This window comes from Bacillus sp. FJAT-27251, assembly GCF_001273925.1.
Taxonomy (GTDB): domain Bacteria; phylum Bacillota; class Bacilli; order Bacillales; family Cytobacillaceae; genus Mesobacillus_B.
This window is the reverse complement of sequence record NZ_LIGG01000001.1, coordinates 3,713,733-3,738,273: the sequence shown is the minus strand read 5'-3', so window position 1 is coordinate 3,738,273 and position 24,541 is coordinate 3,713,733. Positions and strand designations below refer to the sequence as shown.

Here is a 24,541-nt window from a genome sequence, read left to right as displayed (position 1 = left end):
TATGTATGCGAAATCCCTATTATCCAAAAGGTGTGTTAAACATGAAGATGGTTAGAAAAGCTTTCGTTGCTTCATTCCTCATTCATATATTGTATATCGGATTTACTCTCTTAACAGGCTACATACTAACTAAAAACTACGAACCTGATTTTTCAAACGAATGGGACAGCGTCGTGGTTCTTCAAAGTGAAGTGGCATTCGGAGTTCACCGTGGTTCTCCGCTTTACTTCGCTTTCACCCACCTGGCTGGTACCGTTCTATGCTGGGCTATTCTTTATACGTGGAGTAAGGTGTCTAAGATTAAGGGTGGATAATTGTATTGTTGGAATAAAACCGGTCTGATGAAATTATCATCAGGCCGGTTTTATTATTTGGGCTGGAGAAATACGAGAATTTTTCCATCCTCGACATCTTTCGTGTAGCGCTCTGCATCTTCATCAGAGAGTCCAATATCCTTAAGAGCAGGCAGCAATCCCCCGGATCCGGAATTAGCTCCAACCACCGCCCCTCCCAGCATAGTAATAATAGGGCCTGCAGCCAATACAGCGCCAAGCCCGGGAACCAGGACGGCTGGCAATCCAACGATCATCCCTGCCATTCCGAGGGCTCCTCCGGTTGCCGCTCCAGCAACGGCACCATCCATGGCGGAAGGCTCAACTTCCTTTGTGATTTCAGAATCCCCATCTTTGTTTTTAGCAATAACGGAAATTTCTTCGGATCTATATCCTCTTGTTTTTAATTCTTCAACGGCCTCTGCGGCTAGTTTTTCATTTTCATATATACCAATAACTTGATCTTTCATAACCATAACCTCCTCATTATGGATACATACCCTCTTCAGCGATTTTTTAGCCCTTCTTATTTGGATATTCATTATTCCACACTAATTTTTTAGAAGACTTAGAGAGGGGATTGGATATTTATGTTAAAATTAATTTGATAAGAAAGGGGAAAAGTCAGTGATACAAATAAAAAGAGCTACTGCTGATCATATTGATGGAATTAATAAAGTCTGCTCAGACGGCTATCGGGACACATACCATGAAACTCATTCAAAAGAATACATCGAAAGAATCATCACTGAATTCTATAATCATGATCGGATTTTAGATGAAGTCACACATACAAATGAGGGATGGGATGGCTGGTTTGTTGCCCTTGAAGAAGACCATGTGGTTGGTGCTATTGGCGGGGGATCAGTAGGGGAAAGTGAAAGTGAAGTGTTTGTCCTTTATCTGGATCCTGGCCGCCGTGGGGAGGGGATTGGAACAAAGCTGCTTGAAGCCTTAACCGAAGTTCAAAGGCAGAAAGGAGCGAGCAAGCAATGGGTCTCGGTTGCGAAGGGGAATATGAAGGGAATTCCCTTTTATGAAGCTAGGAAGTTTGCACTCGTGAAAGAACAAAAAAGCTTCGCCAATATGGATAACGAAGAATATACTTCTTTGAGATATTGCAGAGCTATATGATCGTTCCCTGTCGAGCGTTAATCCAGGAAGATTAACGCTATCAATATGCTATTTTTCATTTATTCTCAGTGTGCCAAGTACTAGGCGATAAATAAAAAAGGAAAATCCAGCCAGGCCAGCCATCCCGATGAGAATGAAAAACCATGTTTGCTCCACAAAAATCATACCGGCCGTAAATAGCAATAAACAAACAACGGCACCAAGAATGTTTCTTCCTAATTCTTTTTTCACTTGATATCCTCTCCTCTATAAAAAAATAAGTTCCTGCCTAGTTCGAACGTTTCTGCTTTATTCTAATCCAAGTCAAGATTGATGAAATAACTGTTTCAAGCTCCTTGCCGGCAGGGGTCAACTCATAGTGTACTATTTTCTGTGAAGAGAAAAGGGCATTTTTTATAACCAAGCCTTCCTTCTCCAGTTCCCGCAGCCGTTCGGTCAGGAGCCTATCGGAAATGCCAGGTATGTTTTCTGCCAGTTCCGAAAAGCGCTTAGGTCCATTTAGCAATTGATAGATAATGATTCCCATCCATCTTTTGCCGATAAATTCAATAGTCCCATGGAAATCAAGGCAGATGCCCTTGAGCTCTTGGCTATGATGATTACAATCTGTATCGTTTTTTTTCATCTAAAAACCCCGCTTGTTTTTAAATATGATTTCTTATTATAACACAAGCCTCCTCACTTGACTGATTAACTTACCAATAGTAAGCTAATTGACGAACTTACTAATCATAAGTTATTTAGTCGAGGGAGGAACCAACATGTCAACAAGAACTGCAGAAAACATCACCAGTGTGGTTAGGGAACGACAGTCTGTACGTAAATATGATTCGAATTTTACGATTTCCCGGCAAGAAATCGAAGAAATTCTGGAAGATGCCATCCAGGCTCCTTCTTCAAGCAATCTTCAGCCTTGGCGTTTTATCGTTATTGATGGCCAAGGGACAAAGAAAGAGCTTCGCCAAATTGCCAATAATCAGGAGCAGGTTGAAACCTCTTCAGCAGTGATTGCCGTATTGGCGGATAAAGAAATGTACCAAAACATCGAGAAGGKGTACCGCAGCAACTATGAAGCGGGCTATATGGATGAAGCCAGCATGCAGCGCATGATTGATAATTCCCATTCGCTGTACGGTTCATTACCGGAAGAAATCCGGAAGAATATTGCTTCCTTTGATACCGGCCTTGTGTCGATGCAGATTATGCTGCTTGCGAAAGCAAAAGGGTATGACACGGTCCCAATGGGTGGGTTTGACAAACAAAAATTCATGGAGAAGTTCCAGGTATCCGAGCGCTATATGCCAGTTCTTCTGCTTGCGATAGGAAAAGCTGCAGCACCAGCATTCAAAACCACACGCATCCCACTGAAAGACATCGTGGAGTTTGTTTAATAGATCAGCCTAGCTCAATCCAAGAAGGATTGGGCTTTTTTCGTACCTGTTAGGAGGGAAACCAGAGAAGAGCCTGAGCAACAAATTCAATCGGGATTAACATTTTGCTAAAAAGGGAAATACAATTAAACAACTTTAAAAAACTTAAAATTATCATAATAGTAGATATTTTAACCGAAAAATTATTATAATAGAATATGAGAGATGAAATTTAAGAAGACTGGAAAAGGTGCGTTCCATGAAACGGACTTGCTTATTCACACCTTAGACGGAGCACCTACTCTTTTGCAAAGGAAGGTTATCATGAGCAATATGACGAAGAAAACAGACATCATTTTAATTGGTGCCGGAGTCATGAGCGCGACTTTGGGATCATTACTGAAAGAGTTAGCACCAGAATGGGAAATCAAAGTGTTTGAGAAACTGGAAAAGGCAGGAGAAGAAAGCTCCAATGAATGGAACAATGCAGGGACGGGGCATGCTGCGCTTTGTGAGCTGAACTATACGACAGAAAAAGAGGACGGTTCCATCAATATTGCCAAAGCGGTAAAGGTGAACGAACAGTTTCAGGTTTCAAGGCAGTTTTGGTCGTACCTGGTCAACTCGAACCTGATTTCCAATCCGCAGGATTTCATCATGCCGATCCCTCATATGAGTTTTGTTGAGGGCGAAAAGAATGTTCGGTTCCTTAAAAATCGTTTTAAAGCGCTAACAAAAAATCCATTGTTCCAGGGAATGGAATATACCGAGGACCCTGAAAAACTTAAGGAATGGGTTCCCCTCATCATGGAAGGCCGCAGCGTCAATGAACCAATCGCGGCCACCAAAATCGATTCCGGAACCGACGTGAACTTCGGAGCGCTGACCCGCATGCTGTTCGAACATCTTGAGCGGAAGAATGTCGAAGTCAATTACCGGCATCAAGTAGAGGACATCCAGCGTACAAGCGACGGGTTGTGGGAATTGAAAATCTGGAATATGGCTACCGGAAATATTGAGCGGCATACAGCCAAATTTGTTTTTATCGGCGGAGGCGGAGGAAGCTTGCCGCTGCTGCAAAAAACAGGCATCCCTGAATCAAAACATATTGGCGGTTTCCCGGTAAGCGGACTATTCATGGTCTGCAAAAATCCGGAAGTTGCTGCACAGCATCATGCGAAAGTTTACGGCAAAGCGAAGGTGGGCGCTCCGCCAATGAGTGTTCCGCATCTTGACACAAGATTTATCGACAACCAAAAAACGCTGCTGTTCGGTCCATTTGCCGGCTTTTCGCCTAAATTCCTTAAAACCGGTTCAAATCTCGACTTAATCGGTTCTGTAAAGCCTAATAATGTGATTACCATGCTGGCCGCGGGTGTAAAAGAGATGGCCTTGACCAAGTACCTGATTCAGCAGGTGATGCTGTCCAATGAACAGCGCATGGAAGAACTTCGCGAGTTTATCCCCAATGCCAAGAGCGAGGATTGGGATGTCGTGACGGCAGGCCAGCGCGTACAGGTAATCAAGGATACAGAGGCTGGAAAGGGAACACTTCAGTTTGGTACAGAAGTCGTAACGGCTTCGGATGGTTCGGTTGCGGCCCTCCTTGGAGCTTCTCCAGGCGCTTCAACTGCTGTCCACGTCATGCTTGAAGTATTGGAAAGATGCTTCCCGGAAAATATGTTCAAGTGGCAGTCAAAAATACAGGAAATGATTCCTTCTTACGGTGTGTCGCTATCGGACAATCCTGCACTATTTGAAAAGGTGCACACTTCAACTGAGCAAGCGCTCGGTCTGGGCGGCAAACAACCCGCTTACATCAATGCTTAGGAATAAGTGATAACGAGGCCAAAAAACCTTCAATCCATTGCTGATTGAAGGTTTTTTTATTTAGAGTCGGTTTTAGTCCTGTTTTCGGCCATTTTCAACTGGTTCAAAGTCCTTTTTAAAAACGGAATGCCTGTTTCCAAGTTTATTGATCAGAATATATGTGGTATCCAGCTCTTTCTCGACTTCGTATTCTTCTCCTGCCACGAATTCCATTTCATAGCCTTCGTTGTTGGTGCAAAGGACCTTTTTCATGCTAAAGCCTCCCGGGAACAATTCTTGCTATAGGATTCGCCAGTGAGGCTTTTTTTATGACCTGTTTTTAATCTCATTAAAAAGGGCTATTAAGTACTTACCAATCATTTAACTTACCCCGTTTCTGCGGTCCTCCAGGATACCGTGGTTTTACTTCAGTCTTACTGGTTTGAAGTTCATCATACGCCGAATTGGTCAAATAAATAATTTGATTGTGTACATGCTGCTTATTGTCCATCCTGATCACCTACCTGAATGTGTACATCCTTGGGAAGCTTAGGGTATCCGCGTTTTTCCTCATTTGCAGGTCCTGTAAGATCATTTCTCTTATCGAGAACTTTTCCGGAAAATGTAACAGGAGTTTCTATTTTCATCGTCATCACCTCCATTTATTAGGATGGGGTTTTTTATTGAATATTATTTAGTGGCAGGAGATAAACTATTCCTACATTGGGTTATCGCCAAGCGGTAAGGCAACGGACTTTGACTCCGTCATTCGTAGGTTCGAATCCTGCTAGCCCAGCCATACATAAAGAACGCCCGTCTTCTTCTGAGACGGGCGTTCTTTTTATGCACATCACATAACCAAATAATTATGCCAGTATGAGGTATAAATTATATAAATATATTTTGGGCTAAGTCCTTTTTACTGCTAAATTAAAAGGGCATGAAAAAAGAATTTTGACTTTAAAGGAAATTCAAACGATAACGGCGAAGGTAAATCCATGAAAAAAATTGGCGGAGGTATTTTCATGGACAACAATATGCTTAGCAAGTTGTTAAAATCCGGGGTGGTAGCGGTTGTGCGCAGAGTAGAGCGAAAAAACGCAATGGATGTAGTGTCCTCTCTTGTGTCTGGCGGAGTGACGGGAATAGAGATAACAATGGATTCAGAGGATGCTCTTGGTGCGATCCACGAAGCCTCAGCAAGGTTTGGCCATAAGGCTGTTATTGGAGCGGGAACTGTTCTCGATGGCAAACGCGCACAGCAGGCAATCGAGGCAGGCGCAGAGTTTATTTTTGCACCAACCCTAAAACAGGAGACCATTGAGTCAGCAAAGAGACTAGAAAAAATCGTTATCCCTGGAGTTTTTACGCCAACGGAAATATTACAGGCTCACGAATGGGGAGCGGACGTGGTAAAGGTATTTCCGGCAAGCACCCTGGGTCCGGATTTTATTAAGCAGGTGCGTGCCCCTCTGGGCCATGTCAAAATGATGCCAACTGGGGGAGTAGAGTTATCAAATACAAAGGCTTTCATCAAGGCGGGTTCTGTGGCAGTAGGGGTTGGCGGGTCTTTGGTACGGAAGGATTTGATTGAGGATCAAAAATGGGAGGAACTATCCAGGCTTGCAGAGCAGTTTGTGCAAAGAGTAAAAGAGGGAAGATCGCAGAATTAAAAATAATTCAAATTTTATTGACAAGTCAGAAAACTAAATATTATTATGTGATTAGGCGGTAGATTTTAAATCACCATACATAGTTTTGTATTATAAAACAGAGTCATCTGGATTTTTTTAAACCATTACATCAAAACTTGGTTTTATAATATAAAACTCTAAGAATCAACCTGTTTTTTTCACCCATAAATGATATCGCTTACATTTTTGGACAAAGGAGTTGTAAAAATGAAAAAATTGATGACCGCAACAGCAGGTATTGTTCTCGGCGCCACCGTTCTTCTTGCTGGCTGTGGTAGCTCCGAGCCCTCGGGATCTGAAAAAGCATCAGGAGGGGAACCTGCCAAAACGATAAAAGTAGCTCACTATTTCGCGGAGGACCATCCTCAAAACGTGGCCCTGAAAGAGAAGTTCAAAACAATAGTGGAAGAGGAATCGAGCGGCAGCCTCAAGGTCCAGATTTTCCCTAACAGCACACTGGGTGCCGAAAAAGAGTTTTATGACGGGGTAAGGAACGGGACGATTGAAATGGGGATCCCCGGCCTGATCATGCAGGCCGATATTCCAAAAATGGCGGTGCCTGAGTGGCCGTTCCTGTTCAAGGATTTTGAGCATGTGAAATCTGTTTTGAACGGCCCGATCGGGGAAGAATTAACGGCCGACCTGGAAACTCAGCATGGTGTAAAACCACTAGCCTGGAGTGCGAACGGATTCAGGATGTTCTCTTCAAACAGAACCCTTGAAAACCTGGATGATTTCGATGGGCTGCGTATCAGGATGCCCAATATCCCAAACTATATTACTCTGGGAAAACTGCTGGGAGCCAATGTAACCCCTCTGCCGATTTCTGAAGTATTTAGCGCTCTCGAACAGAAGGTAGTGGATGGGCAGGACAATCCAATTGCTACGTTAAAGGCTTCAGGCTGGTATGAAGTCCAGAGTGATGTCCTTGAGTCAAAGCATATGTTCAGCCCAAATGTGTACATCATTAACAGCGAGTTTTGGGAAGGATTGACAAAGGAGCAGCAGGAGATCGTTGAAAAAGCTTCCAAAGAAGCGGCAGAGTACGAATTTGAATTGCTGGAAAAGAGCTATGAAGATGATAAAAAATTCCTTGAAGAACATAACGTCAAATTTACCACTCCTTCAGAAGAGTTTGCCAAGGAAATGGAAAAGGCGGCCCAGCCTTTGTACGACGACATATTTAAACAGAATCCGTGGGCCAAAGAACTGGTTGAGAGGATCAAAGCAGAAGCCAAGTAAGGAGGAATGGAAATGCTAAAGACTGCCGCCAATATACTAAATAAATTCTTGAACGGGACCATTGCTTTATCCCTGGCCTCCATGTCTCTCCTGGTTTTTGGAAATGTGATTCTCCGTTATGCATTTAATTCAGGTATTACGTGGTCGGAAGAAATGTCGAGGTTTCTGTTCGTCTGGATGGTTTTTCTCGGAGCCATCGCGGCCTTGAAAGACAATATGCACCTTGGGGTAGACATTGTCGTTAACGCGCTTCCACGAAAGCTAAAGAAAATCGCTTATGTGATTAGCAATCTTCTCGTTTTATATGTTTTATATCTCCTTCTGGTTGGAAGCTGGAAAATGMCCTTGTTGAATATGAACAGCACCGCCCCGGCCACAGGCCTCCCACTCTCTTATCTTTACGGGATCGGGGTTATTACAAGCCTGTCAATGGCTGGCATCCTTATCATCCGTATGATTCAAAACCTGATGGGAAAAGGAGAAGCCAGCTTGACAATGCTATCCACTACGGACGAAATGATCAAGGAAGAGTTGCACGTCCAGGAACTTAACAAGCAAACGAATATTCAGTCGGGGAAAATGAGCGGTTAATCAAGATGATAAAGGAGGAGGAACAATGGTTGGTGTTTTTTTAGGATCTCTATTCGGCTCACTGGCGCTTGGAGTGCCAATTGCGTTTGCCCTGATTCTGGCCGGTGTTGCGATCATGTTTGCCCTGGATATGATGGATGCACAAATTGTCGCGCAAAACCTGATTAATGGTGCCAATAACTTCTCACTGATGGCAATCCCATTCTTTGTACTCGCGGGAGAACTTATGAATGCCGGCGGAATATCCAAACGTATTGTCGGATTCGCTATGTCCCTTGTCGGGCACATCCGGGGCGGACTTGGATATGTCGCGATCATTGCAAGCATTTTGTTTGCCGGACTTTCGGGGTCCGCGGTAGCGGACACTGCAGCCCTGGGGGCTATCTTGATTCCGATGATGATTGCCAGAGGCTATGATGTCAACCGCTCGACAGGCTTGATATGTGCCTCCGGGATTATTGCACCTGTGATCCCGCCAAGCATCCCGATGATCATCTATGGGGTGACAGCAGGCGTTTCCATCACCCAGCTTTTTATGGGCGGGATCGTTCCTGGGATTATGATGGCCCTTGGATTAATCACTGCATGGTCATTCATCGCCAGAAAAGATAAAAGTGAACTGCCAAAGCGGCAAAGCCGCAGGGAAATCATGCAGGCTGTAAAGCAGGCCAGCTGGGCTTTGCTTCTTCCAGTCATTATCATCGGCGGATTGAGAGGCGGAATTTTCACTCCGACTGAAGCTGCTGTAGTTGCCGCCTTCTATGCTTTATTCGTGGGAGTGGCGGTATACAGGGAATTGGAATTGAAAGACTTGAGCCAAGTGCTTGTGGCTTCGGCAAAAACCACCGCGGTTGTCATGTTTGTCGCGGCTGCCGCGATGGTGTCTGCGTGGCTAATTACGGTTGCCGACGTTCCGGGACAGATGGCCGCTGCTCTTGGCGGACTGGTTGAGAATCCGATAATGCTGCTGCTTTTGATCAATTTGATTCTATTGGCGGTAGGGCTTGTAATGGATCTTACGCCGGCTATTCTAATCTTTACCCCGGTGTTTCTTCCCCTTGCAAAGCTGGCCGGAATTGACCCTGTCTATTTCGGGATTATCATGATCATCAATCTTTGCATTGGATTGATTACCCCGCCGGTCGGCACGGTTCTGTATGTTGGCTGTGGAATCAGCAGGATTAATATTGGCGCATTGACAAAGGGAATCTGGCCGTTTGTACTGGTCCATATCATTGTCCTTATTTTACTGATATTATTCCCTTCTATCGTTACTGTGCCGTTGAAGCTTCTGACATAACCAATCTATTTTCGGGAGGTGCCAAGTTGACCAAATTAAAAGTTGTTGTGACAGATTGGGAGTTTGAGGATTTAAGATTTGAAGAAAGTGTGTTGAACGCCTTTCAGGAAATTGAACTTGTGGGTGCAAACTGCCGGACTGAGGATGAAGTAATCGAGGCCTGCAGAGATGCAGACGGCATCCTGAATCAGTATGCCCCTTTAAGTCAACGGGTGATAGAGTCCTTGAGGAATTGCAAGGTGATTGCCAGATATGGAGTCGGAGTCAATACAATCGACCTTGAGGCCGCCAGTGAAAAAGGGATTTGTGTTGCCAATGTGCCGGATTACTGCATGGATGAGGTGTCGGATCATGCCTTGGCTCTCCTTCTTTCCTGGACCAGAAAAGTCGTTGTTGCCAATCAGCATGTTAAGGACGGGAATTGGGACTTCAAAATAACCAGGCCGATTCACCGGTTGAGGGATAAGACGCTTGGCCTTGTTGGATTCGGGAAAATTCCCCAATCCCTTGCAGAAAAAGTGAAACCGCTTGGCATGCATGTCATCGCCGCCGATCCTTTCTTTCCAGCAGAGGAAGCAAAGAGTAAGGGGGTGACCCTTGTATCGCTCGAAACATTGGCTGAACAGTCGGATATCATTTCCGTCCACGCCCCGCTTACTCCATCAACGAAAGGAATGCTGGGGAAGGAACTGTTTGCCCGGATGAAAAAGTCTCCGCTCATTATTAATACCGCAAGGGGTCCAGTGATTGATGAAGCCGCCTTGATAGAAGCGCTCAATAATGGGCAGGTTTCAGCTGCAGCACTGGATGTCACTGAGGTTGAGCCAATTGGAGAGAACCATCCGTTTTTAAAGATGGAGAACGTCATTCTCACTCCGCACGTTGCCTGGTATTCAGAGGAAGCGGAAGCCGAGATGAGGGTAAAAGCAGCAAGTGGTGTGGCAGATGTTCTCATTCACAAAGAATTTCCCAAGTACCTCGTGAACCATGATGTAAAAAATAGAGAAAGACTTGGAAATGGCGTTGGTTCAGGAAGATATTGATAAAAAATTAGGAGGGGGAAAAAACATGAAAAGCTTGCTTAAAAAAATGGGGATAGGGATTCTTTTGCCAGGAATGTTGCTGCTTTCAGCCTGCGGTTCGGCTGCATCAAACAATGCAGATGCAGATAATAAAGCCGGTGCCGACGGAATTCAGGAGCGGACAATCAAAGCTGGGATTGGATTGAATGAAGACCATCCGCAAGGCCTTGGCCTAAAAAAATTCAGTGAAATCGTAGCGGAAAAGAGCGGCGGAAAGCTGAATGTAAAGCCATTTTATGCAGCGTCACTCGGCGATGACCAAAAAATGACCGAAGCCTTGCAGGGAGGGCTTCAGGAAATTACCATTCCTTCTACTTCACCACTTGTTGGAATGGTAAAGGAATACGGAATTTTGGACTTCCCTTTCCTGTTTAATACACCAGAAGAGGCAGATGCCGTGCTTGATGGACCGGTTGGCCAAAAACTTCTCGACAAGCTGCCGGAGCACGGGCTAATTGGCCTCGGCTATTGGGAAAACGGGTTCCGCCAACTGACGAACAGCAAGCATCCTGTTAAAACTGCGGATGATTTCAGCGGTCTGAAAATCAGGACGATGCAAAACGAAGTGCATCTTGATGCTTTCAAAGAGCTGGGAGCCAACCCTACGCCAATGGCTTTTTCCGAAGTCTTCACTGCTCTTGAAAGCAAAACGGTCGATGGCCAGGAAAATCCGCTTGCAACAATAAAGTCGAACAAATTCAATGAAGTCCAGGAATACCTAAGCCTGACAAGGCATGTATATACTCCATTTGTCTTCCTTGTGAGCAAAAAATTCTGGGACGGCCTGTCTGAGGAGGAACAAACGATCCTTAAGGATGCGGCGGTAGAAGCAGGKAAATACCAGCGCGAGCTGAGCCGTGCAGAAGATGCCAAAGCGGTGGATGAGCTAAAGGCTGACGGAACAAAGGTAAATGATGTAACCGATGAAGAAAAAGCGAAAATGAAGGAAATCATCCAGCCTGTCACTGATAAATACGCGGAGAAATTCGGCAAGGAATTGGTGGATGAGCTGATGGCTGAAATCGAAAAGGTACGCAATTAGCAACAACGACGATGGAGGATAGCGGATGAATATCATTGAAGAGCTCCTGCAAGATGTTCCAATTCCCAGAATGGTAAAAGTCAGGCAGAAATTTCACGCTCCCGAAATCACCAATGTAGCGGAAGCCGTTCAGGAAGCGATCAGCAAGGCAGATGTGCTGGACAGAATCGAACCGGGAGATAGGGTGGCGATCGCGGTTGGGTCACGGGGCGTGGCCGATATCCCGGTGTTAGCCAGGGAAACGGCCGCTGCCGTGAAAAAGGCAGGCGGAACGCCATTCATTGTCCCTGCCATGGGAAGCCATGGCGGGGCGACAGCGGACGGGCAAATCGATGTACTTGAACAGCTGGGAGTAACCGAGGAAATTGTCGGGGCACCTATTCTTGCGAGCATGGAAGTGATAGAGATTGGAAGGCTGGACAACGGCCTTCCCATCTACATGGATAAGCACGCATACCAAGCCGACAAGGTGATTGTCATCAACAGGATTAAACCGCACACCGCCTTCAGGGGGCCAGTCGAAAGCGGCCTGATGAAAATGATTACCATCGGCCTCGGGAAACAAAAAGGAGCAGAAGCGGCACACGCTTTCAGTTTCAAATATATGGCCGAACATGTCGTCGAAATGGCGAAGGTCGCCATTGAGCGTGTACCAATCATTTTTGGCTTGGGAACGCTTGAGAATGCCTATGACCGACCTGCGAAGATTGTTGCGATTCCTGCCGAAGAGCTCATCAAACAAGAACCTGAGCTTCTGCTGGAAGCAAAATCACTGATGCCGAAAATTTTGTTTGATCCTATTGATGTCCTGGTGGTCAATGAAATCGGCAAGGATATTTCCGGTGATGGAATGGACCCAAACATTACTGGCAGGTATGCAACGCCTTATGCGAGCGGCGGCCCGGAGGTGGCACGGATTGCGGTGCTGGGATTAACGAAGAAAACACACGGGAACGCCAATGGAATTGGCATGGCCGATATGTCCACGAAAAAAGTAATGGACAGTATCATGCTTGAAAAAGGATACGCAAATGCCCTTACAAGCACGGTCATTGATGTTGTCAAGCTGCCAATGATTCTCGAAAACGAGGAGCTGGCGGTCAAAGCGGCGATTAAAACCTGCAACGCCTTTGAGCTGGATAAAGCACGGGTTGTCAGAATCAAGAACACTCTTGATATTCAGGAAATCTGGATTTCGGAAGCCCTGCTGGATGAAGCCAGGGAAATGGAGGACATTGAGATTCTATCACAGCCCGCAGAGATGGAATTCTCTCGAGAAGAGCAGCTCAAACCATGATAAAGGGAGGCGGGCCTGATGAAAATTACAAAGTTTACACTTTATAAAGTTCCTCCCCGCTGGCTTTTCCTAAAGGTTGAGACCGATGAGGGAATATCAGGCTGGGGGGAACCGATTATCGAAGGAAAAGCGGAAACAGTGCGAGCCTGCGTGGAAGAGGTCAGCAGTTATCTCATCGGACAGGATCCGCTTAAAATTGAAGATCACTGGCAGGTTCTCTACAGGGCCGGTTTCTACAGGGGCGGTCCGATTTTAATGAGTGCCATTTCCGGAATTGAGCAGGCACTGTGGGATATCAAAGGGAAATATTTCGACATCCCCGTTTATGAAATGCTGGGAGGCAAGGCTCGTGAGCGGATCAGGGTGTATTCCTGGATTGGCGGTGACCGGCCAACTGATGTGGCGATTGCGGCCAAAGAAAAGGCTGAAGCAGGCTTTACGGCTGTAAAAATGAATGCAACAGAAGAAATGGACTACATAGATTCGTTTTCAAAGGTGGAGGAAGCGGTTAAGCGAATTGCTGCCGTACGGGAAGCTGTCGGAACCAACATGGGAATCGGCCTCGATTTCCACGGCAGAGTCCATAAGACAATGGCGAAGGTTCTCGTAAAGGAACTGGAGCCTTTTAGGCCAATGTTCATCGAGGAGCCAGTGCTTCCGGAGAACAATGAAGCGCTTAGGGAAATTGCCAGGCATACGACATGTCCAATCGCGACGGGAGAAAGGCAATATACCAGGTGGGGATTCAAGCAAATCCTGCTGGATGGCTATGTGGACATCATTCAGCCTGATCTCTCCCACGCCGGCGGAATTTTGGAGACGAAGAAAATTGCCGCGATGGCAGAAGCCTTTGATGTGGCAGTAGCACCGCATTGCCCGCTTGGACCCATTGCCCTGGCATCCTCTTTTCAGCTTGACGCCTGCACGCCAAATGCCATCATTCAGGAACAAAGCCTGGGCATCCATTACAACAAAGGCAGCGATTTGCTGGACTATCTAAGCGATGCTTCCGTGTTTAAGTATACGGATGGCTATGTCGAGATTCCAAGCGGTCCTGGACTTGGGATCAGCGTGAATGAGGCAGCCGTCATGGAGGCAGCAGAAAAAGGCCATGATTGGAAAAATCCTGTCTGGCGAAATGTCGATGGCAGTGTTGCAGAATGGTGAAAAAGGAGGAAGAGGAATGACCGTCAAGTTCCCTTATATCAAGAACAACGTAAATCCATACAGGGACAATGTCCAGGGAAAAGCCAATGAGCCAATATGTGTCGCCGGGCTGCTGGACCGATCAAAACAAATCCTTGGCCCGGAAATGAAAGGTGTACAGCCGGATTGGTCATTGGAGGAAATCTATGACAGGCTCCATCATAATGCGCCAAGGATTGCCATTATCGGAGGGTCTCCAGACCATCCTGCCCATATTATGGACTTTCAGACGATCGCCAGGGCAGCAATCCGGATTTGGCAAAACGGGGGTGTGCCCTTCCAATTTTCCACACCGGTCATGTGCGATGGCACGGCGCAAAGCAATCAGGGAATGAGCTACTCGCTTCAAAGCAGGAATGCTGTCGCCCAGATGGTTGTCAACCAGATGGAGGCCCACAGCTACCATGGAGCCTTTGTCATCCAGGGGTGCGATAAGCAGCCTCTTGGTGTCGTCAGCGCACTGGCACATCTGGACAGGATCAGAAGGCACCGTGGCGAAGCTCCTTTCTTTGCTACCTTTGCCCCGGCCCATGTTCTGAAAGGAGGTAGCATTCCCAGCGCACTTTTCTCGGAATTAGAGGAAGTTGCCTGTCAGGCGGAATCACATGGAGCAGAGGACATTGCCCTTGATCTCCGCGATGCTCTTTCCTATATCCTTCAATGTTCTTCCAACACTGCCTTTCAAGGTGTTCTTGAAAGAGCCAGGGAAAGGGGAATCATCTCGATGGAAGAACATGATGTCTATGAGAAAAAACTGGCGGTTGCCACCTGCGACGGACAGGGAGGAGTTTGCGCGTTCAATGGAACGGGCAACAGCTCAAGGCATCTGGTGGCCGGAATGGGACTTGTGCATCCTGCCTTGGAAATGCTGACCGCACCCCCAACACAAGAAGAAGTCAACCAATCTATCGATTCACTGGCAAGTATGATCAATAACCCTGTCTTCGGCACCGCCAATATCATGGCAGCCAACATAAAAAATGCAATCAGGATCCATAGCGCGTCCGGGGGATCTACTAACCTTATGATGCATATCGTCGCAGCAATGCTTTATGGCGGCTATAAATTCGATTTATGGGATTATGACCAGATTCACCATGAAGTTCCCATTCCCGATTTGTTCAATTACAGCCTCACCCAGGGCAGGGACATTTTTGCTCTTGCGATGCAGTGCTGCAGTGGAAAAATCAGGGGAATGGAGACCTTGTTCCATGAACTGATGGAAAATGGCGTCCCGATGGATATTGCGGCACCGACTGTAACTGGAACTACCTGGGAGGAGCGGCTATCCAGGAAGCAGCAATTGCCAGCGGCAGGTGTCCCGGATAATCCCGTCATCCTTTCAAAGCCAAGAAGAATGTTCAGCGGCGTGGATGTCATAAAAGGAAACTTTTTTGAAAGTGCCGTGGTAAAAATCAGCGGCATGACGACCGACCAGCTTGACAATTTTGACAAGAAAGCAGCCTTCGTTCTTTTTTATGACAATGAAGACTCGGCGAATGAAAGTCTCCTGGATGAGCAATTGCTGGATAAACTGAAAGCAAACCGCAGCTTTCATTACAAAACCATGCAGGCGGTACTGAAACAAAATGATCCTGAACGGTACGAACTCTGCAGGGAAATGGAGTATGACCGGCTGTTTGACGAAATGGCGGCAAAAGGTGCGCTAAAAATCTCTGTTGTGGTGTCCGGACAGGGCCCGGAGGCATTCGGCATGCCGGAAATGTTTACGCCAATGCAGCATATCAATGCCAACCGCAAGCTAAAGCGGCTGGCGACCTTGATCAGCGATGGCCGATATTCCGGTGTCACCTATGGTGCAGCAATCGGCCACATGACCCCGGAAGCCAAAAACGGCGGCGGGATTCTTTATTTGAAAACAGGGGATGTGCTTTACCTTGAATTGCGAAACCGGAAAATTGACTTTCTGGATGAGGAAAAGTTTCAGCAGGGACTCCTGGAATTTAACTTTGAAGATACCAAACTAGCAAGGCAAGAGCTGGGGATGGAAAGGCTTCTGAAAATCCGTCAGCGGCAGCGCCTTGTTGCTGCGAGCAATAGGATGGCCGGACACACCGATGCAGCACACGGCGTCGTCCCGCTTGAAGTAGCGGAAGATGCCACCCTTCATTATCAAACCGATATTGATGTTCATGCTTTAGGTGAAAATGCATGGACGTAATCACATTTGGCGAAACCATGGTTTTGTTTACTCCGGTAACAGCAGGGCCATTGAGATTTACAAGCCATTTCCAAAAAACCATCGGCGGGGCGGAATCAAATGTAGCAATTGCCCTGTCCAGGCTTGGCCACAAGGTTGGCTGGGCCAGCCGGCTGGGGAAAGATGAGTTTGGCACCTATATTAGAAACTATATACGTGGGGAAGGTGTCGATACGACTGGAGTCGTTTTTGATCCCTCCTGTCCCACGGGAGTGTTTTTTAAAGAACAGCGGCCTGGCAAGGAACCCAACATTCTTTATTACCGGAGAGGATCTGCTGCCAGCAGGATGACGCCGTCAGACATTCCGGAAGCCCAAATAAAGGAAGCGAAATTCCTGCATCTGACAGGCATCACGCCTGCATTAAGCGAGAACTGCAAAGAGACTGTTCACCATGCGATCTCCATCGCAAAGCATAATGGCGTAAAAGTGGTTTTTGACCCCAATCTGCGGCTGAAACTTTGGTCGGCAGAGGAAGCGAGGGAAGCGCTTGTGCCCATCGCTGCCCAATGTGATTTCATTCTTCCAGGATTGGAGGAAGGATCCATCTTAACAGGAAGGACCGAGCCAGAGGATATTGCCTCGTTTTTTCTGGAAAACGGCTCCAGCATTGTGGTGGTCAAGCTGGGGGACAAAGGAGCTTATTTTGCTTCGGAGACGGAGGAAGCGCATGTACCCGGTTTTCCTGTAACGGAAATTGTTGACCCAATTGGGGCAGGGGATGGCTTTGCGGCGGGATTCCTCTCGGGGCTGCTGAGAAATTGGCCGGTAAAAGAAGCCGTCACACTTGGCAACAAGGTTGGCGCCTTTGCCCTGAGTGTGGCTGGAGACGCCGAGGGATATCCATACTGGGAACAAATCATAAAGGAAACAGCGGATGCGGAAGTGCTTCGTTAATTTTAAGCATGTGGGCATCTTTACTTCCTGTCTCTATGGTAAAATAATACCATAAGAGAAATTTTAACCATCGTAAAGGGTGAAGAACATGCCAATTATTCAATCAGTGGACAGGGCGCTCCGCATTTTGGATTTGTTTGATGAATACGAAACTGAACTAAAAATCACCGATATCAGTGAAAAAATGCACCTTCATAAAAGCACCGTTCATTCCTTGCTGAAAACGCTTCAGTCCAAAGGCTATATTGAACAAAACCTGGATAATGGAAAATACCGGCTTGGCATGAAACTGTTTGAGCGCGGCAATCTTGTCATCAGGAGACTGGATCTCCGGACGATAGCAAAAAAACATCTCATTGACTTGTCCGTAAAAACACAAAATACCGTACACCTGGTCATCCTCGACGGCAGGGAAGGAATCTACATTGATAAGGTGGAGGGAACATCAGCCACGGTTCTCTATTCGAGAATCGGAAGGAGAATCCCTTTGCATTCTAGCGCAGTGGGAAAGGCGCTGGTAGCCAATAAAACCAAGCGTGAACTCCAGGACCTCCTTAAGGGGTATGAATATATTCAGCAGACAGACAAAACGATCACCTCGGAGGAAGAATTTATAGCTGAGCTCGAAGCAGTTAAACAAAATGGCTTTGCCATTGACAAGGAAGAAAATGAACCGGGAATTACGTGTGTGGCTGTTCCGATTTGGGATCACTCTGGAACTGTAATTGCCGCGATGAGCATGTCTCAGCATGCGGCGGGTGTGGACCAGGTCAAACTTGATCAGACTGTAGAAATTTTAAAGCAAGCTTCGGTGAAAATATCAAAAGAATTAGGATACGAAATGAGTAGAATGGCAAAGTAGTTTTTAACCTGCTGTAAGGGCAGGTTTTGCAAGAATGTTAAAACTGAATTTTATAATATAAAACTGGAGGTTTTGAATATGAGAATCATTCGTTTTCTAAATGCAAATTCCGTCCCGGTACTTGGTGCTTTAACCGATCAGGAGGAGATTTATTTATTGCCGTACCCCGGTTTTATGGAACTGGTAAAGGAAGCAGAAGAGCGAGGAGTGACCCCGCTAAAGCTGATTGAAGATTCCATAGCCGGTACGCAGCCTGTTGAAGAAGTGCTGAAAGACCTGAAGCTTCTTGTGCCAATCGTCGCTCCTGAGGTATGGGCATCCGGGGTTACCTATGAAAAAAGCAGGGATGCCAGAAACTATGAAGCTACCGGCGGGAACGCCCAGGAAGCAACCTGCTATGACAAAGTCTATGACGCCGAGCGGCCGGAGATCTTTTTCAAGTCGACCGCAGCTAGAACCATCGGTCCTAATGACCCTGTCTATTTGCGAAGCGATTCCCAGTGGCAAATTCCGGAACCCGAATTGGGCCTGGTGCTGACAGAAACGGGAAAGATTGTTGGATATACGATTGGCAATGATATGAGCTGCCGGGACATTGAAGGGGAAAATCCGCTTTATCTGCCGCAAGCGAAGGTATGGAAAAATTCCTGTTCCATCGGGCCTGCCATCCGCCTGGCAGAAACGGTAGAGGATGCTTACAATTTCCAGATTACATGCCGCATCTACCGCGATGGCCAGCTAGCGGTAGAAGGAACGGCCAATACCGCACAGCTGAAAAGAAAATTTGTCGAACTCGTCTCTTATCTTAAGAAGGACAATGAGCTGTTTGATGGAACCGTCATGCTGACAGGAACTTGTATTGTCCCGCCAAATGAATTCACACTTCAGGACAATGATCAAATCGAAATTGAAATTTCGGCCATTGGAGTATTGACCAATCCTGTCAAAGTACAGCAGCAGGCAAGAGAATTGGCTTAAATTTCCCTTAAGCCAAAGGTTTGCCGGATTTTAAAGCAGCATGATGGGAGCCATTTAATCAATCTATTAATCTAGGAAGGTGGAAAACATGAAAACTCAAACTGAAGCAATCACGTACAGCAACTATATTAATGGAGAGTGGATTTCTGCAGACGGAAACAGCCTGGAGCCGAGCGTCAATCCTGCAAACAAGAATGAAGTCGTCGGTTATGTCCAGCTTTCATCGCGAGCAGAGCTCGATGCTGCCGTTTCTGCTGCGAAAGCCGCCAAGAGCGAATGGCGCAAGCTCTCTGGTGCGGCACGGGGCGAAATTTTATATAAAGCGGCTAATATGCTCGAGAGCCGCCTGGATGATATTGCCGAAACAATGACAAAAGAAATGGGAAAAACCTTACCAGAAGCAAAAGGCGAAACGGCAAGAGGCATAGCCATCCTCCGCTACTATGCAGGGGAAGGAATGAGAAAGGTCGGGGATGTTATCCCCTCCACCGATCAGGATGCCTTGATGTTCACCACAAGGACGCCGCTTGGAGTGGTTGGTGTCATCTCGCCATGGAACTTCCCGGTAGCCATTCCAATCTGGAAGATGGCGCCAGCCCTTATCTATGGAAACACCGTCGTTCTTAAGCCTGCAACAGAAGCAGCGGTCACCGCCGCCAAGGTTATTGAGTGCTTTGATGCCGCCGGATTCCCTGCAGGGGTTGTGAATATGGTGACAGGCTCTGGTTCCATAATTGGACAGGGAATTGTTGATCATTCTGATATTAATGGAATTACGTTTACGGGATCAAACGAAGTAGGGAAAAGAGTAGGACAAGGAGCATTTGCCCGCGGAGCCAAATACCAGCTTGAAATGGGAGGCAAAAATCCGGTCATCATTGCCAGCGACGCCGACCTTGATTTGGCCGTAGAAGGCACCATCAGCGGCGGGCTGCGCTCCACCGGCCAAAAATGTACGGCAACAAGCAGGGKTTTCGTAGCGGCAGAGATTTACGATACATTTAAGGATAAACTGCTGTCCAAGGTCAGGGAATTGAAGGTAGGCCATGGCCTGGACGCGGGAACATGGATGGGGCCATGTGCAAGCGAAAACCAGTACAAGACGGTTCTGTCCTATATTGACAAAGGCTTGGCTGAAGGTGCGGACCTTCTTTTCGGGGGCAAAAAAGTGACCTCCGAGGGCCTCGAGAATGGTTTTTATGTTGAGCCGACCGTCTTTGAAAACGTTGATATTCAAATGACAATAGCCCGCGAAGAAATCTTCGGCCCTGTCCTTGCGTTGATTAAGGTCGAGTCCTTCGAAGAAGCGATTGAACTGGCCAATGATACCGAGTTTGGGCTCAGTGCTTCCATTTACACAAAGGATATCGGAAAAATCCTTGCCTTTATCAATGATATTGAGGCCGGGCTTGTCAGGGTGAATGCAGAAACAGCTGGAGTAGAGCTCCAGGCCCCTTTCGGAGGGATGAAACAGTCCAGCTCCCATTCACGCGAGCAAGGCCAGGCAGCTGTTGAATTTTTCACCTCCATCAAAACGGTCTTCGTCAAAGCGTAAAAAAATGGGTTCTCCTCCTTCATTGGAAAGAACGCTGATCCTTTTGGATCAGCGTTCTTTTAATTTCCAGCACTTATATGATAATTTAACAATTTGTGAAAACACACACAAACCAATGAACTTTAGCGATTATTGCGGTATAATGAAATTTATTGAAAAAACCAATTTATTTATATAAATTAAATTGTTTAACAGGAGGGCAAGGCAGAAATGACAGCAGAAGGGACCTTTTATGGTGCCGGCAGAACAGAAGTGTACTATCGTATTATCAAACAAAAAGGAACTCCGAAAGCGGCGGTCATCCTTGTGCATGGCTTTGGCGACCATAGCGGCGGTCTGCACCAGCTTAGCGCCGGCCTCTCGGAAAAAAAATACACCGTTTACGCCCTTGACTTGCGCGGCCATGGAAAAAGCGCCGGTAAAAGGGGATATGTGCAAAACTGGGACGAATTCAAGGAAGACCTTCAAAAGTTTGAAAAGCTTATCGGACAGCAGCAGCCTAAATTGCCAGTCTTTCTTGTCGGCCACAGCATGGGTGCTTTGATTTCCCTTGATTACGCCATGGACCATGGTGAAGGACTTTCGGGAGTGGCGGCGATTTCGCCGGCCATTTCCTATCAGGCCAGTTTGCTTGAGCGTATAGGCCTTATGATCCTGAATGTGCTGAAGCCGGATCTGCCTCTTATCAAAAAAGGAAACTTCAAGCTAAAGGAGAAAGATTCCGAACTTCAAGAGATGGTTAACCCTGAGGGGCTCCGTCACAATACGATTACCCCTGCTTTGGGCAGGGGATTGCTGCAGGCCATTTCCAGGGTGGAAAGGCAGGCGCAGGAACTGAAGCTGCCTTTCCTGCTGCAGTATGGATTGGATGATAGAATCACGCCTCCCGAAAAACTGAGAAGGTTCTTCGGCCAGGCGGGTTCCTTTGAAAAGCAGGTAAGGGAATATCGTGGAGTGAGGCATCGCCCGTTTGATGAGGCTGGGAAGGCAATGGTTTTGGATGACCTTACAGCCTGGCTGGACCAACAGATGGAAAAGAATTACCAGGGAATGTACAAGTCGGCTGGGCGGTTATAGGCAGAATACCATTTAGAAAAATGCTGGGGGATTTCCTGGCATTTTTTCTTTTAACAGAGGTTTGGTCTATTGGCTCGTTGTTTAAAGTAAAATCAGGTATAATAGGTACGAAAAGATTAAATGGACAGGTGGAGGCTAAAAAGGTGTCATATCGACTGAAGAACAGTTTTAAAATGTTTACCCTGAATTCCAATCCAAAGCTGGCGGCTGAAATGGCCGAAATTTTAGGCTGCAAGCTCGGCAAGTGTTCCGTCAACCGGTTCAGTGACGGCGAAATCCAAATACATATTGAAGAAAGTGTTCGTGGAAGTGAAGTGTTTATCGTTCAATCGACTTCCGAACCTGTGAATGAACATATCTTTGAGCTGCTCATCATGGTGGATGCCTTGAAAAGGGCATCTGCATCCCAAATCAATGTGGTCATTCCTTATTACGGGTATGGACGCTCCGACCGGAAGGCCCGGTCCCGTGAGCCCATTACGGCTAAACTTGTGGCCAACCTGCTTGAGAATGCCGGTGCTACCAGGGTTCTTACCATGGACCTTCATAGCGCATCCATCCAGGGCTTTTTCGAAATCCCTGTTGAGCATCTTATCGGAGTACCAATTCTTGCCCAGTATTTTATGGACAAAGGATTGGACGATATCGTTGTCGTAGCGCCTCACCAGGGAAGCACCAGACGCGGAAGAAAAATGGCGGCTATCCTGGATGCTCCATTTGCGATGATCGATAAACGCAAACTTGAAGATGGTGACGAGGAAACCTATCATGTGATAGGAAATGTTCAAGGTAAAAACGCCATCCTGATCGATGACCTGATTGACACTGGCTCCACAATTGTTGCCGCAGCCAATGCGCTCGCCGATAACGGAGCAAAATCCATCTATGCTTCGGCCACTCATGCCGTTTTTACAAAAGGAGCAGTAATCAAGATTGAATCCTCTCCTATCAAGGAACTCGTGGTGACCAATACTATTGAAATGCCAGCCGAGAAAAAAAGCAACAAAGTCAGCAACCTGTCCGTTGCCCCTTTGCTGGTGGACGCCATTGACCGCATTCATAATAAAAAAGCCGTCAGTCCACTGTTTGAATAGGAGAAAGGCAAACTCTTTAGTAGATGAGTTTGCCTTTTTCAATATGGCGGGAATGGCGGCCAGGGATTGGTGAAACAATGATAAGAACACGAAATGATAAAAGGGGGAGCTTCAACATGGGAGCAGTTGAACGAAATGGATATCGATTTGAACCCGAGTATAGTGTCATCAGTCAGGATGGAGCCGTCCATGTTTATCGAAATGGAGAATTCCTTGAAGAGCTGAAGTTTTCATTTTCAGGAACATCTCCTGATCCTGGTCAAATTGAACAGGTTATTGACGAATACTGTGAAACGCACGGAATTTAACTGTGAACAAGAGAGGGAGAGAAGCTTGCCATGTCTTTTGATGGTTATATTGGCATAGATTATTCGGGAAGAGGAAGCCCTGCTCAGCGTGTTACTGGCATCCAGGTAGTAAAAATGGATTCCAGAGGGGATTTCGAGCGGATTTCCCCTCCTGCCAGCCAGGGCCGAACTTTTAGCTGGTCGCGGAAAGAAGTCTATGAGTATCTTAAACAAATATTGAAAGATACCAATGAAAAATACATTATTGGTATTGATCATTGCTTATCCTTTCCCCATTCCTATTTTAAACAGCATCACCTGCACAATTGGGACCATTTTCTGCTTCATTTCCAGTCACTATGGGATACAAAGTCGGAGCCGGTGAGTGTTTGCCGAAATAGAGTACCCGGCTATCCCAATTCTCATGAACTCCGTTTAACAGAAACCTATACATCGTCCGCCAAAAGTGCCTGGAATTTCGAGCAAAAGACCGGTGCCGTCTCCTATTCCACCCATGCAGGAATTCCCTGGGTATATGAGCTGCGAAAATCGGTGAATGAAAATCTTCATGTATGGCCGTTTGATGGCTGGTCGCCAGGCATCGGAAAAAGCGTTTTGGCAGAAGTCTACCCGGCCCTCCTGATTCAAAGATACAAGAAGTCAGATCCCCATTTTCCTCATGAATGGCCCCGTGATGCACAGGACGCCTTTGCTATCGCGGCCTGGCTGCAGGAAAGAGACGCAAATGGGACCCTGGAGAATTATTTGGAACCTGCAACCCTTACGGAAGAAGAGAGACTGCTTGCTCAGCAGTATGAGGGATGGATATTGGGCGTTTGTTAACCTGAACCAATGATCAATTTTTATTAAAGCAGGGTATTATGAGTTAAAGGCTTTTGCTTTCCTAACGTTTTTCTGGTTGAAATAGGGTAAATAGGAGGCGATGAAGTGATTAATAAAGAGGATTTTACGGTTGCCTATGCTTCCACAATGACAAAGCCATCCAATCGGGAAGTGGAATACATCAAACAGCATCTGACTGTATTTACTTCTGTCCTGCCTGATCGGGTGTTTGAACATCATGGTTTTATTGAATGCCACTGTATTGATGAAAGAGCAGACGATTACGGGAATTATGTCCTGCATTGCTGGGAAGTAGGCGTCCCTGCTGAGAATGAACTTGATTCTGCCAGCAATCGAATGTTATCCATCCTGCAATGCGGCAATTGCGGAAAATGGGCATTATGTGATTAAAAGTAATAGGTTTTGATAGTGAAATTTTAATAAGAACAAAAAATTATCAGTCCAATTCACAATTGAATTGGACTTTTATTGTTCATTGTTGATTCATCTATGCACGCAAGGAGTTAATAGGCGGAGAAATTCCGGTTAAGGTACATAACAGGTCAATAAAGAGCGGAAATAAACGGATTTATTCCGATTAACTTGCCTATATAGGCTCTAAATCTAGG

General features: G+C 46.4%; 27 protein-coding genes and 1 tRNA gene. 23 read left to right on the top strand and 5 right to left on the bottom strand.

Features of this window, described 5'->3' with window-relative positions:
• The first annotated feature begins 41 nt into the window (after nt 1-41).
• Complete coding sequence (locus ADU22_RS17505; RefSeq protein WP_053363314.1) at nt 42-314, top strand: hypothetical protein; 273 nt, start codon at nt 42-44, stop codon at nt 312-314.
• A gap of 53 nt (nt 315-367) precedes the next feature.
• Here ADU22_RS17505 and ADU22_RS17500 read toward each other — a convergent pair whose 3' ends face one another.
• Nucleotides 368-802 carry a general stress protein gene (locus ADU22_RS17500; RefSeq protein ID WP_053363313.1) on the bottom strand — a complete coding sequence of 145 codons (435 nt, stop codon included), beginning with the start codon at nt 800-802 and terminating at the stop codon, nt 368-370.
• A 157-nt stretch (nt 803-959) separates the two neighbouring features.
• On the opposite strand from ADU22_RS17500, the gene ADU22_RS17495 reads away from it, so the two are divergent.
• Nucleotides 960-1,466: a GNAT family N-acetyltransferase gene (locus ADU22_RS17495; RefSeq protein WP_053363312.1), complete on the top strand. Its 507-nt coding sequence runs from the start codon at nt 960-962 to the stop codon at nt 1,464-1,466.
• Between the two features lie 48 nt (nt 1,467-1,514).
• On the opposite strand, the gene ADU22_RS17490 is transcribed toward ADU22_RS17495, so the two are convergent.
• Together ADU22_RS17490 and ADU22_RS17485 are read right to left on the bottom strand one after the other, a co-directional pair.
• Nucleotides 1,515-1,697, bottom strand: coding sequence for a hypothetical protein (locus ADU22_RS17490; protein WP_053363311.1), 183 nt, complete (start codon nt 1,695-1,697; stop codon nt 1,515-1,517).
• A gap of 37 nt (nt 1,698-1,734) precedes the next feature.
• Nucleotides 1,735-2,091: a winged helix-turn-helix transcriptional regulator gene (locus ADU22_RS17485; RefSeq protein ID WP_082252899.1), complete on the bottom strand. Its 357-nt coding sequence runs from the start codon at nt 2,089-2,091 to the stop codon at nt 1,735-1,737.
• Between the two features lie 136 nt (nt 2,092-2,227).
• On the opposite strand from ADU22_RS17485, the gene ADU22_RS17480 reads away from it, so the two are divergent.
• Both ADU22_RS17480 and ADU22_RS17475 read left to right on the top strand, forming a co-directional pair.
• Nucleotides 2,228-2,857 (top strand): nitroreductase family protein, encoded by a 630-nt coding sequence (locus ADU22_RS17480; protein WP_053363310.1) that lies wholly within the window; start codon nt 2,228-2,230, stop codon nt 2,855-2,857.
• A 204-nt stretch (nt 2,858-3,061) separates the two neighbouring features.
• Nucleotides 3,062-4,666, top strand: coding sequence for a malate:quinone oxidoreductase (locus ADU22_RS17475; protein WP_082252898.1), 1,605 nt, complete (start codon nt 3,062-3,064; stop codon nt 4,664-4,666).
• A 72-nt stretch (nt 4,667-4,738) separates the two neighbouring features.
• On the opposite strand, the gene ADU22_RS17470 is transcribed toward ADU22_RS17475, so the two are convergent.
• Complete coding sequence (locus tag ADU22_RS17470; RefSeq protein WP_053363308.1) at nt 4,739-4,918, bottom strand: hypothetical protein; 180 nt, start codon at nt 4,916-4,918, stop codon at nt 4,739-4,741.
• A 227-nt stretch (nt 4,919-5,145) separates the two neighbouring features.
• Nucleotides 5,146-5,292: a hypothetical protein gene (locus ADU22_RS24765; RefSeq protein ID WP_156324385.1), complete on the bottom strand. Its 147-nt coding sequence runs from the start codon at nt 5,290-5,292 to the stop codon at nt 5,146-5,148.
• Between the two features lie 77 nt (nt 5,293-5,369).
• On the opposite strand from ADU22_RS24765, the gene ADU22_RS17465 reads away from it, so the two are divergent.
• From ADU22_RS17465 to ADU22_RS17375, 19 genes are all read left to right on the top strand, one after another.
• A tRNA-Gln gene (locus ADU22_RS17465) sits at nt 5,370-5,444 on the top strand.
• Nucleotides 5,445-5,670: 226 nt separating this feature from the next.
• A complete protein-coding gene (locus ADU22_RS17460) occupies nt 5,671-6,318 on the top strand; it encodes a bifunctional 4-hydroxy-2-oxoglutarate aldolase/2-dehydro-3-deoxy-phosphogluconate aldolase (RefSeq protein ID WP_053363307.1) in 648 nt (215 codons plus the stop codon).
• Nucleotides 6,319-6,546: 228 nt separating this feature from the next.
• Nucleotides 6,547-7,581 (top strand): TRAP transporter substrate-binding protein, encoded by a 1,035-nt coding sequence (locus tag ADU22_RS17455; protein ID WP_053363306.1) that lies wholly within the window; start codon nt 6,547-6,549, stop codon nt 7,579-7,581.
• A 12-nt stretch (nt 7,582-7,593) separates the two neighbouring features.
• The gene (locus ADU22_RS17450; RefSeq protein ID WP_053363305.1) at nt 7,594-8,172 is read left to right on the top strand and encodes a TRAP transporter small permease; all 579 of its coding nucleotides are present in this window, start codon (nt 7,594-7,596) and stop codon (nt 8,170-8,172) included.
• A 25-nt stretch (nt 8,173-8,197) separates the two neighbouring features.
• Complete coding sequence (locus tag ADU22_RS17445) at nt 8,198-9,472, top strand: TRAP transporter large permease (protein WP_053363304.1); 1,275 nt, start codon at nt 8,198-8,200, stop codon at nt 9,470-9,472.
• Between the two features lie 26 nt (nt 9,473-9,498).
• Nucleotides 9,499-10,515, top strand: a complete 1,017-nt coding sequence (locus tag ADU22_RS17440; RefSeq protein ID WP_053363303.1) for a C-terminal binding protein — start codon at nt 9,499-9,501, stop codon at nt 10,513-10,515.
• A gap of 25 nt (nt 10,516-10,540) precedes the next feature.
• The gene (locus ADU22_RS17435; RefSeq protein ID WP_053364631.1) at nt 10,541-11,596 is read left to right on the top strand and encodes a TRAP transporter substrate-binding protein; all 1,056 of its coding nucleotides are present in this window, start codon (nt 10,541-10,543) and stop codon (nt 11,594-11,596) included.
• A 25-nt stretch (nt 11,597-11,621) separates the two neighbouring features.
• Nucleotides 11,622-12,893 carry a nickel pincer cofactor-dependent isomerase, group 22 gene (locus ADU22_RS17430; protein WP_053363302.1) on the top strand — a complete coding sequence of 424 codons (1,272 nt, stop codon included), beginning with the start codon at nt 11,622-11,624 and terminating at the stop codon, nt 12,891-12,893.
• An 18-nt stretch (nt 12,894-12,911) separates the two neighbouring features.
• Nucleotides 12,912-14,060 carry a galactonate dehydratase gene (gene dgoD / locus ADU22_RS17425; protein WP_053363301.1) on the top strand — a complete coding sequence of 383 codons (1,149 nt, stop codon included), beginning with the start codon at nt 12,912-12,914 and terminating at the stop codon, nt 14,058-14,060.
• 16 nt (nt 14,061-14,076) lie between these two features.
• Nucleotides 14,077-16,281 carry a dihydroxy-acid dehydratase domain-containing protein gene (locus ADU22_RS17420; RefSeq protein WP_053364630.1) on the top strand — a complete coding sequence of 735 codons (2,205 nt, stop codon included), beginning with the start codon at nt 14,077-14,079 and terminating at the stop codon, nt 16,279-16,281.
• Complete coding sequence (locus ADU22_RS17415; RefSeq protein WP_053363300.1) at nt 16,272-17,216, top strand: sugar kinase; 945 nt, start codon at nt 16,272-16,274, stop codon at nt 17,214-17,216. Before ADU22_RS17420 ends, ADU22_RS17415 begins: the two co-directional genes overlap by 10 nt.
• Nucleotides 17,217-17,304: 88 nt before the next feature.
• On the top strand, nt 17,305-18,078 hold the full coding sequence (locus ADU22_RS17410; RefSeq protein WP_053363299.1) for an IclR family transcriptional regulator: 774 nt from the start codon (nt 17,305-17,307) through the stop codon (nt 18,076-18,078).
• 78 nt (nt 18,079-18,156) lie between these two features.
• Complete coding sequence (locus ADU22_RS17405) at nt 18,157-19,056, top strand: fumarylacetoacetate hydrolase family protein (RefSeq protein ID WP_053363298.1); 900 nt, start codon at nt 18,157-18,159, stop codon at nt 19,054-19,056.
• 88 nt (nt 19,057-19,144) lie between these two features.
• On the top strand, nt 19,145-20,611 hold the full coding sequence (gucD, locus tag ADU22_RS17400) for an alpha-ketoglutaric semialdehyde dehydrogenase GucD (RefSeq protein ID WP_053363297.1): 1,467 nt from the start codon (nt 19,145-19,147) through the stop codon (nt 20,609-20,611).
• Between the two features lie 210 nt (nt 20,612-20,821).
• The gene (locus tag ADU22_RS17395; protein WP_053363296.1) at nt 20,822-21,688 is read left to right on the top strand and encodes an alpha/beta hydrolase; all 867 of its coding nucleotides are present in this window, start codon (nt 20,822-20,824) and stop codon (nt 21,686-21,688) included.
• 143 nt (nt 21,689-21,831) lie between these two features.
• Nucleotides 21,832-22,782: a ribose-phosphate diphosphokinase gene (locus ADU22_RS17390; RefSeq protein ID WP_286132297.1), complete on the top strand. Its 951-nt coding sequence runs from the start codon at nt 21,832-21,834 to the stop codon at nt 22,780-22,782.
• Between the two features lie 116 nt (nt 22,783-22,898).
• Nucleotides 22,899-23,090, top strand: coding sequence for a YbxH family protein (locus tag ADU22_RS17385; RefSeq protein ID WP_053363295.1), 192 nt, complete (start codon nt 22,899-22,901; stop codon nt 23,088-23,090).
• Between the two features lie 30 nt (nt 23,091-23,120).
• A complete protein-coding gene (locus ADU22_RS17380) occupies nt 23,121-23,912 on the top strand; it encodes a hypothetical protein (protein ID WP_053363294.1) in 792 nt (263 codons plus the stop codon).
• 105 nt (nt 23,913-24,017) lie between these two features.
• Nucleotides 24,018-24,323: a hypothetical protein gene (locus ADU22_RS17375; protein WP_053363293.1), complete on the top strand. Its 306-nt coding sequence runs from the start codon at nt 24,018-24,020 to the stop codon at nt 24,321-24,323.
• The last annotated feature ends 218 nt before the right edge of the window (nt 24,324-24,541 follow it).

Coding starts and splice junctions, on each gene's coding strand:
- ADU22_RS17505 (WP_053363314.1), top strand. CDS start 42: ATGAAGATGGTTAGAAAAGCTTTCGTTGCTTCATTCCTCATTCATATA.
- ADU22_RS17500 (WP_053363313.1), bottom strand. CDS start 802: ATGAAAGATCAAGTTATTGGTATATATGAAAATGAAAAACTAGCCGCA.
- ADU22_RS17485 (WP_082252899.1), bottom strand. CDS start 2,091: ATGAAAAAAAACGATACAGATTGTAATCATCATAGCCAAGAGCTCAAG.
- ADU22_RS17475 (WP_082252898.1), top strand. CDS start 3,062: ATGAAATTTAAGAAGACTGGAAAAGGTGCGTTCCATGAAACGGACTTG.
- ADU22_RS17470 (WP_053363308.1), bottom strand. CDS start 4,918: ATGAAAAAGGTCCTTTGCACCAACAACGAAGGCTATGAAATGGAATTC.
- ADU22_RS24765 (WP_156324385.1), bottom strand. CDS start 5,292: ATGAAAATAGAAACTCCTGTTACATTTTCCGGAAAAGTTCTCGATAAG.
- ADU22_RS17460 (WP_053363307.1), top strand. CDS start 5,671: ATGGACAACAATATGCTTAGCAAGTTGTTAAAATCCGGGGTGGTAGCG.
- ADU22_RS17455 (WP_053363306.1), top strand. CDS start 6,547: ATGAAAAAATTGATGACCGCAACAGCAGGTATTGTTCTCGGCGCCACC.
- ADU22_RS17445 (WP_053363304.1), top strand. CDS start 8,198: ATGGTTGGTGTTTTTTTAGGATCTCTATTCGGCTCACTGGCGCTTGGA.
- ADU22_RS17430 (WP_053363302.1), top strand. CDS start 11,622: ATGAATATCATTGAAGAGCTCCTGCAAGATGTTCCAATTCCCAGAATG.
- dgoD (WP_053363301.1), top strand. CDS start 12,912: ATGAAAATTACAAAGTTTACACTTTATAAAGTTCCTCCCCGCTGGCTT.
- ADU22_RS17420 (WP_053364630.1), top strand. CDS start 14,077: ATGACCGTCAAGTTCCCTTATATCAAGAACAACGTAAATCCATACAGG.
- ADU22_RS17415 (WP_053363300.1), top strand. CDS start 16,272: ATGGACGTAATCACATTTGGCGAAACCATGGTTTTGTTTACTCCGGTA.
- ADU22_RS17410 (WP_053363299.1), top strand. CDS start 17,305: ATGCCAATTATTCAATCAGTGGACAGGGCGCTCCGCATTTTGGATTTG.
- ADU22_RS17405 (WP_053363298.1), top strand. CDS start 18,157: ATGAGAATCATTCGTTTTCTAAATGCAAATTCCGTCCCGGTACTTGGT.
- ADU22_RS17395 (WP_053363296.1), top strand. CDS start 20,822: ATGACAGCAGAAGGGACCTTTTATGGTGCCGGCAGAACAGAAGTGTAC.
- ADU22_RS17385 (WP_053363295.1), top strand. CDS start 22,899: ATGGGAGCAGTTGAACGAAATGGATATCGATTTGAACCCGAGTATAGT.
- ADU22_RS17380 (WP_053363294.1), top strand. CDS start 23,121: ATGTCTTTTGATGGTTATATTGGCATAGATTATTCGGGAAGAGGAAGC.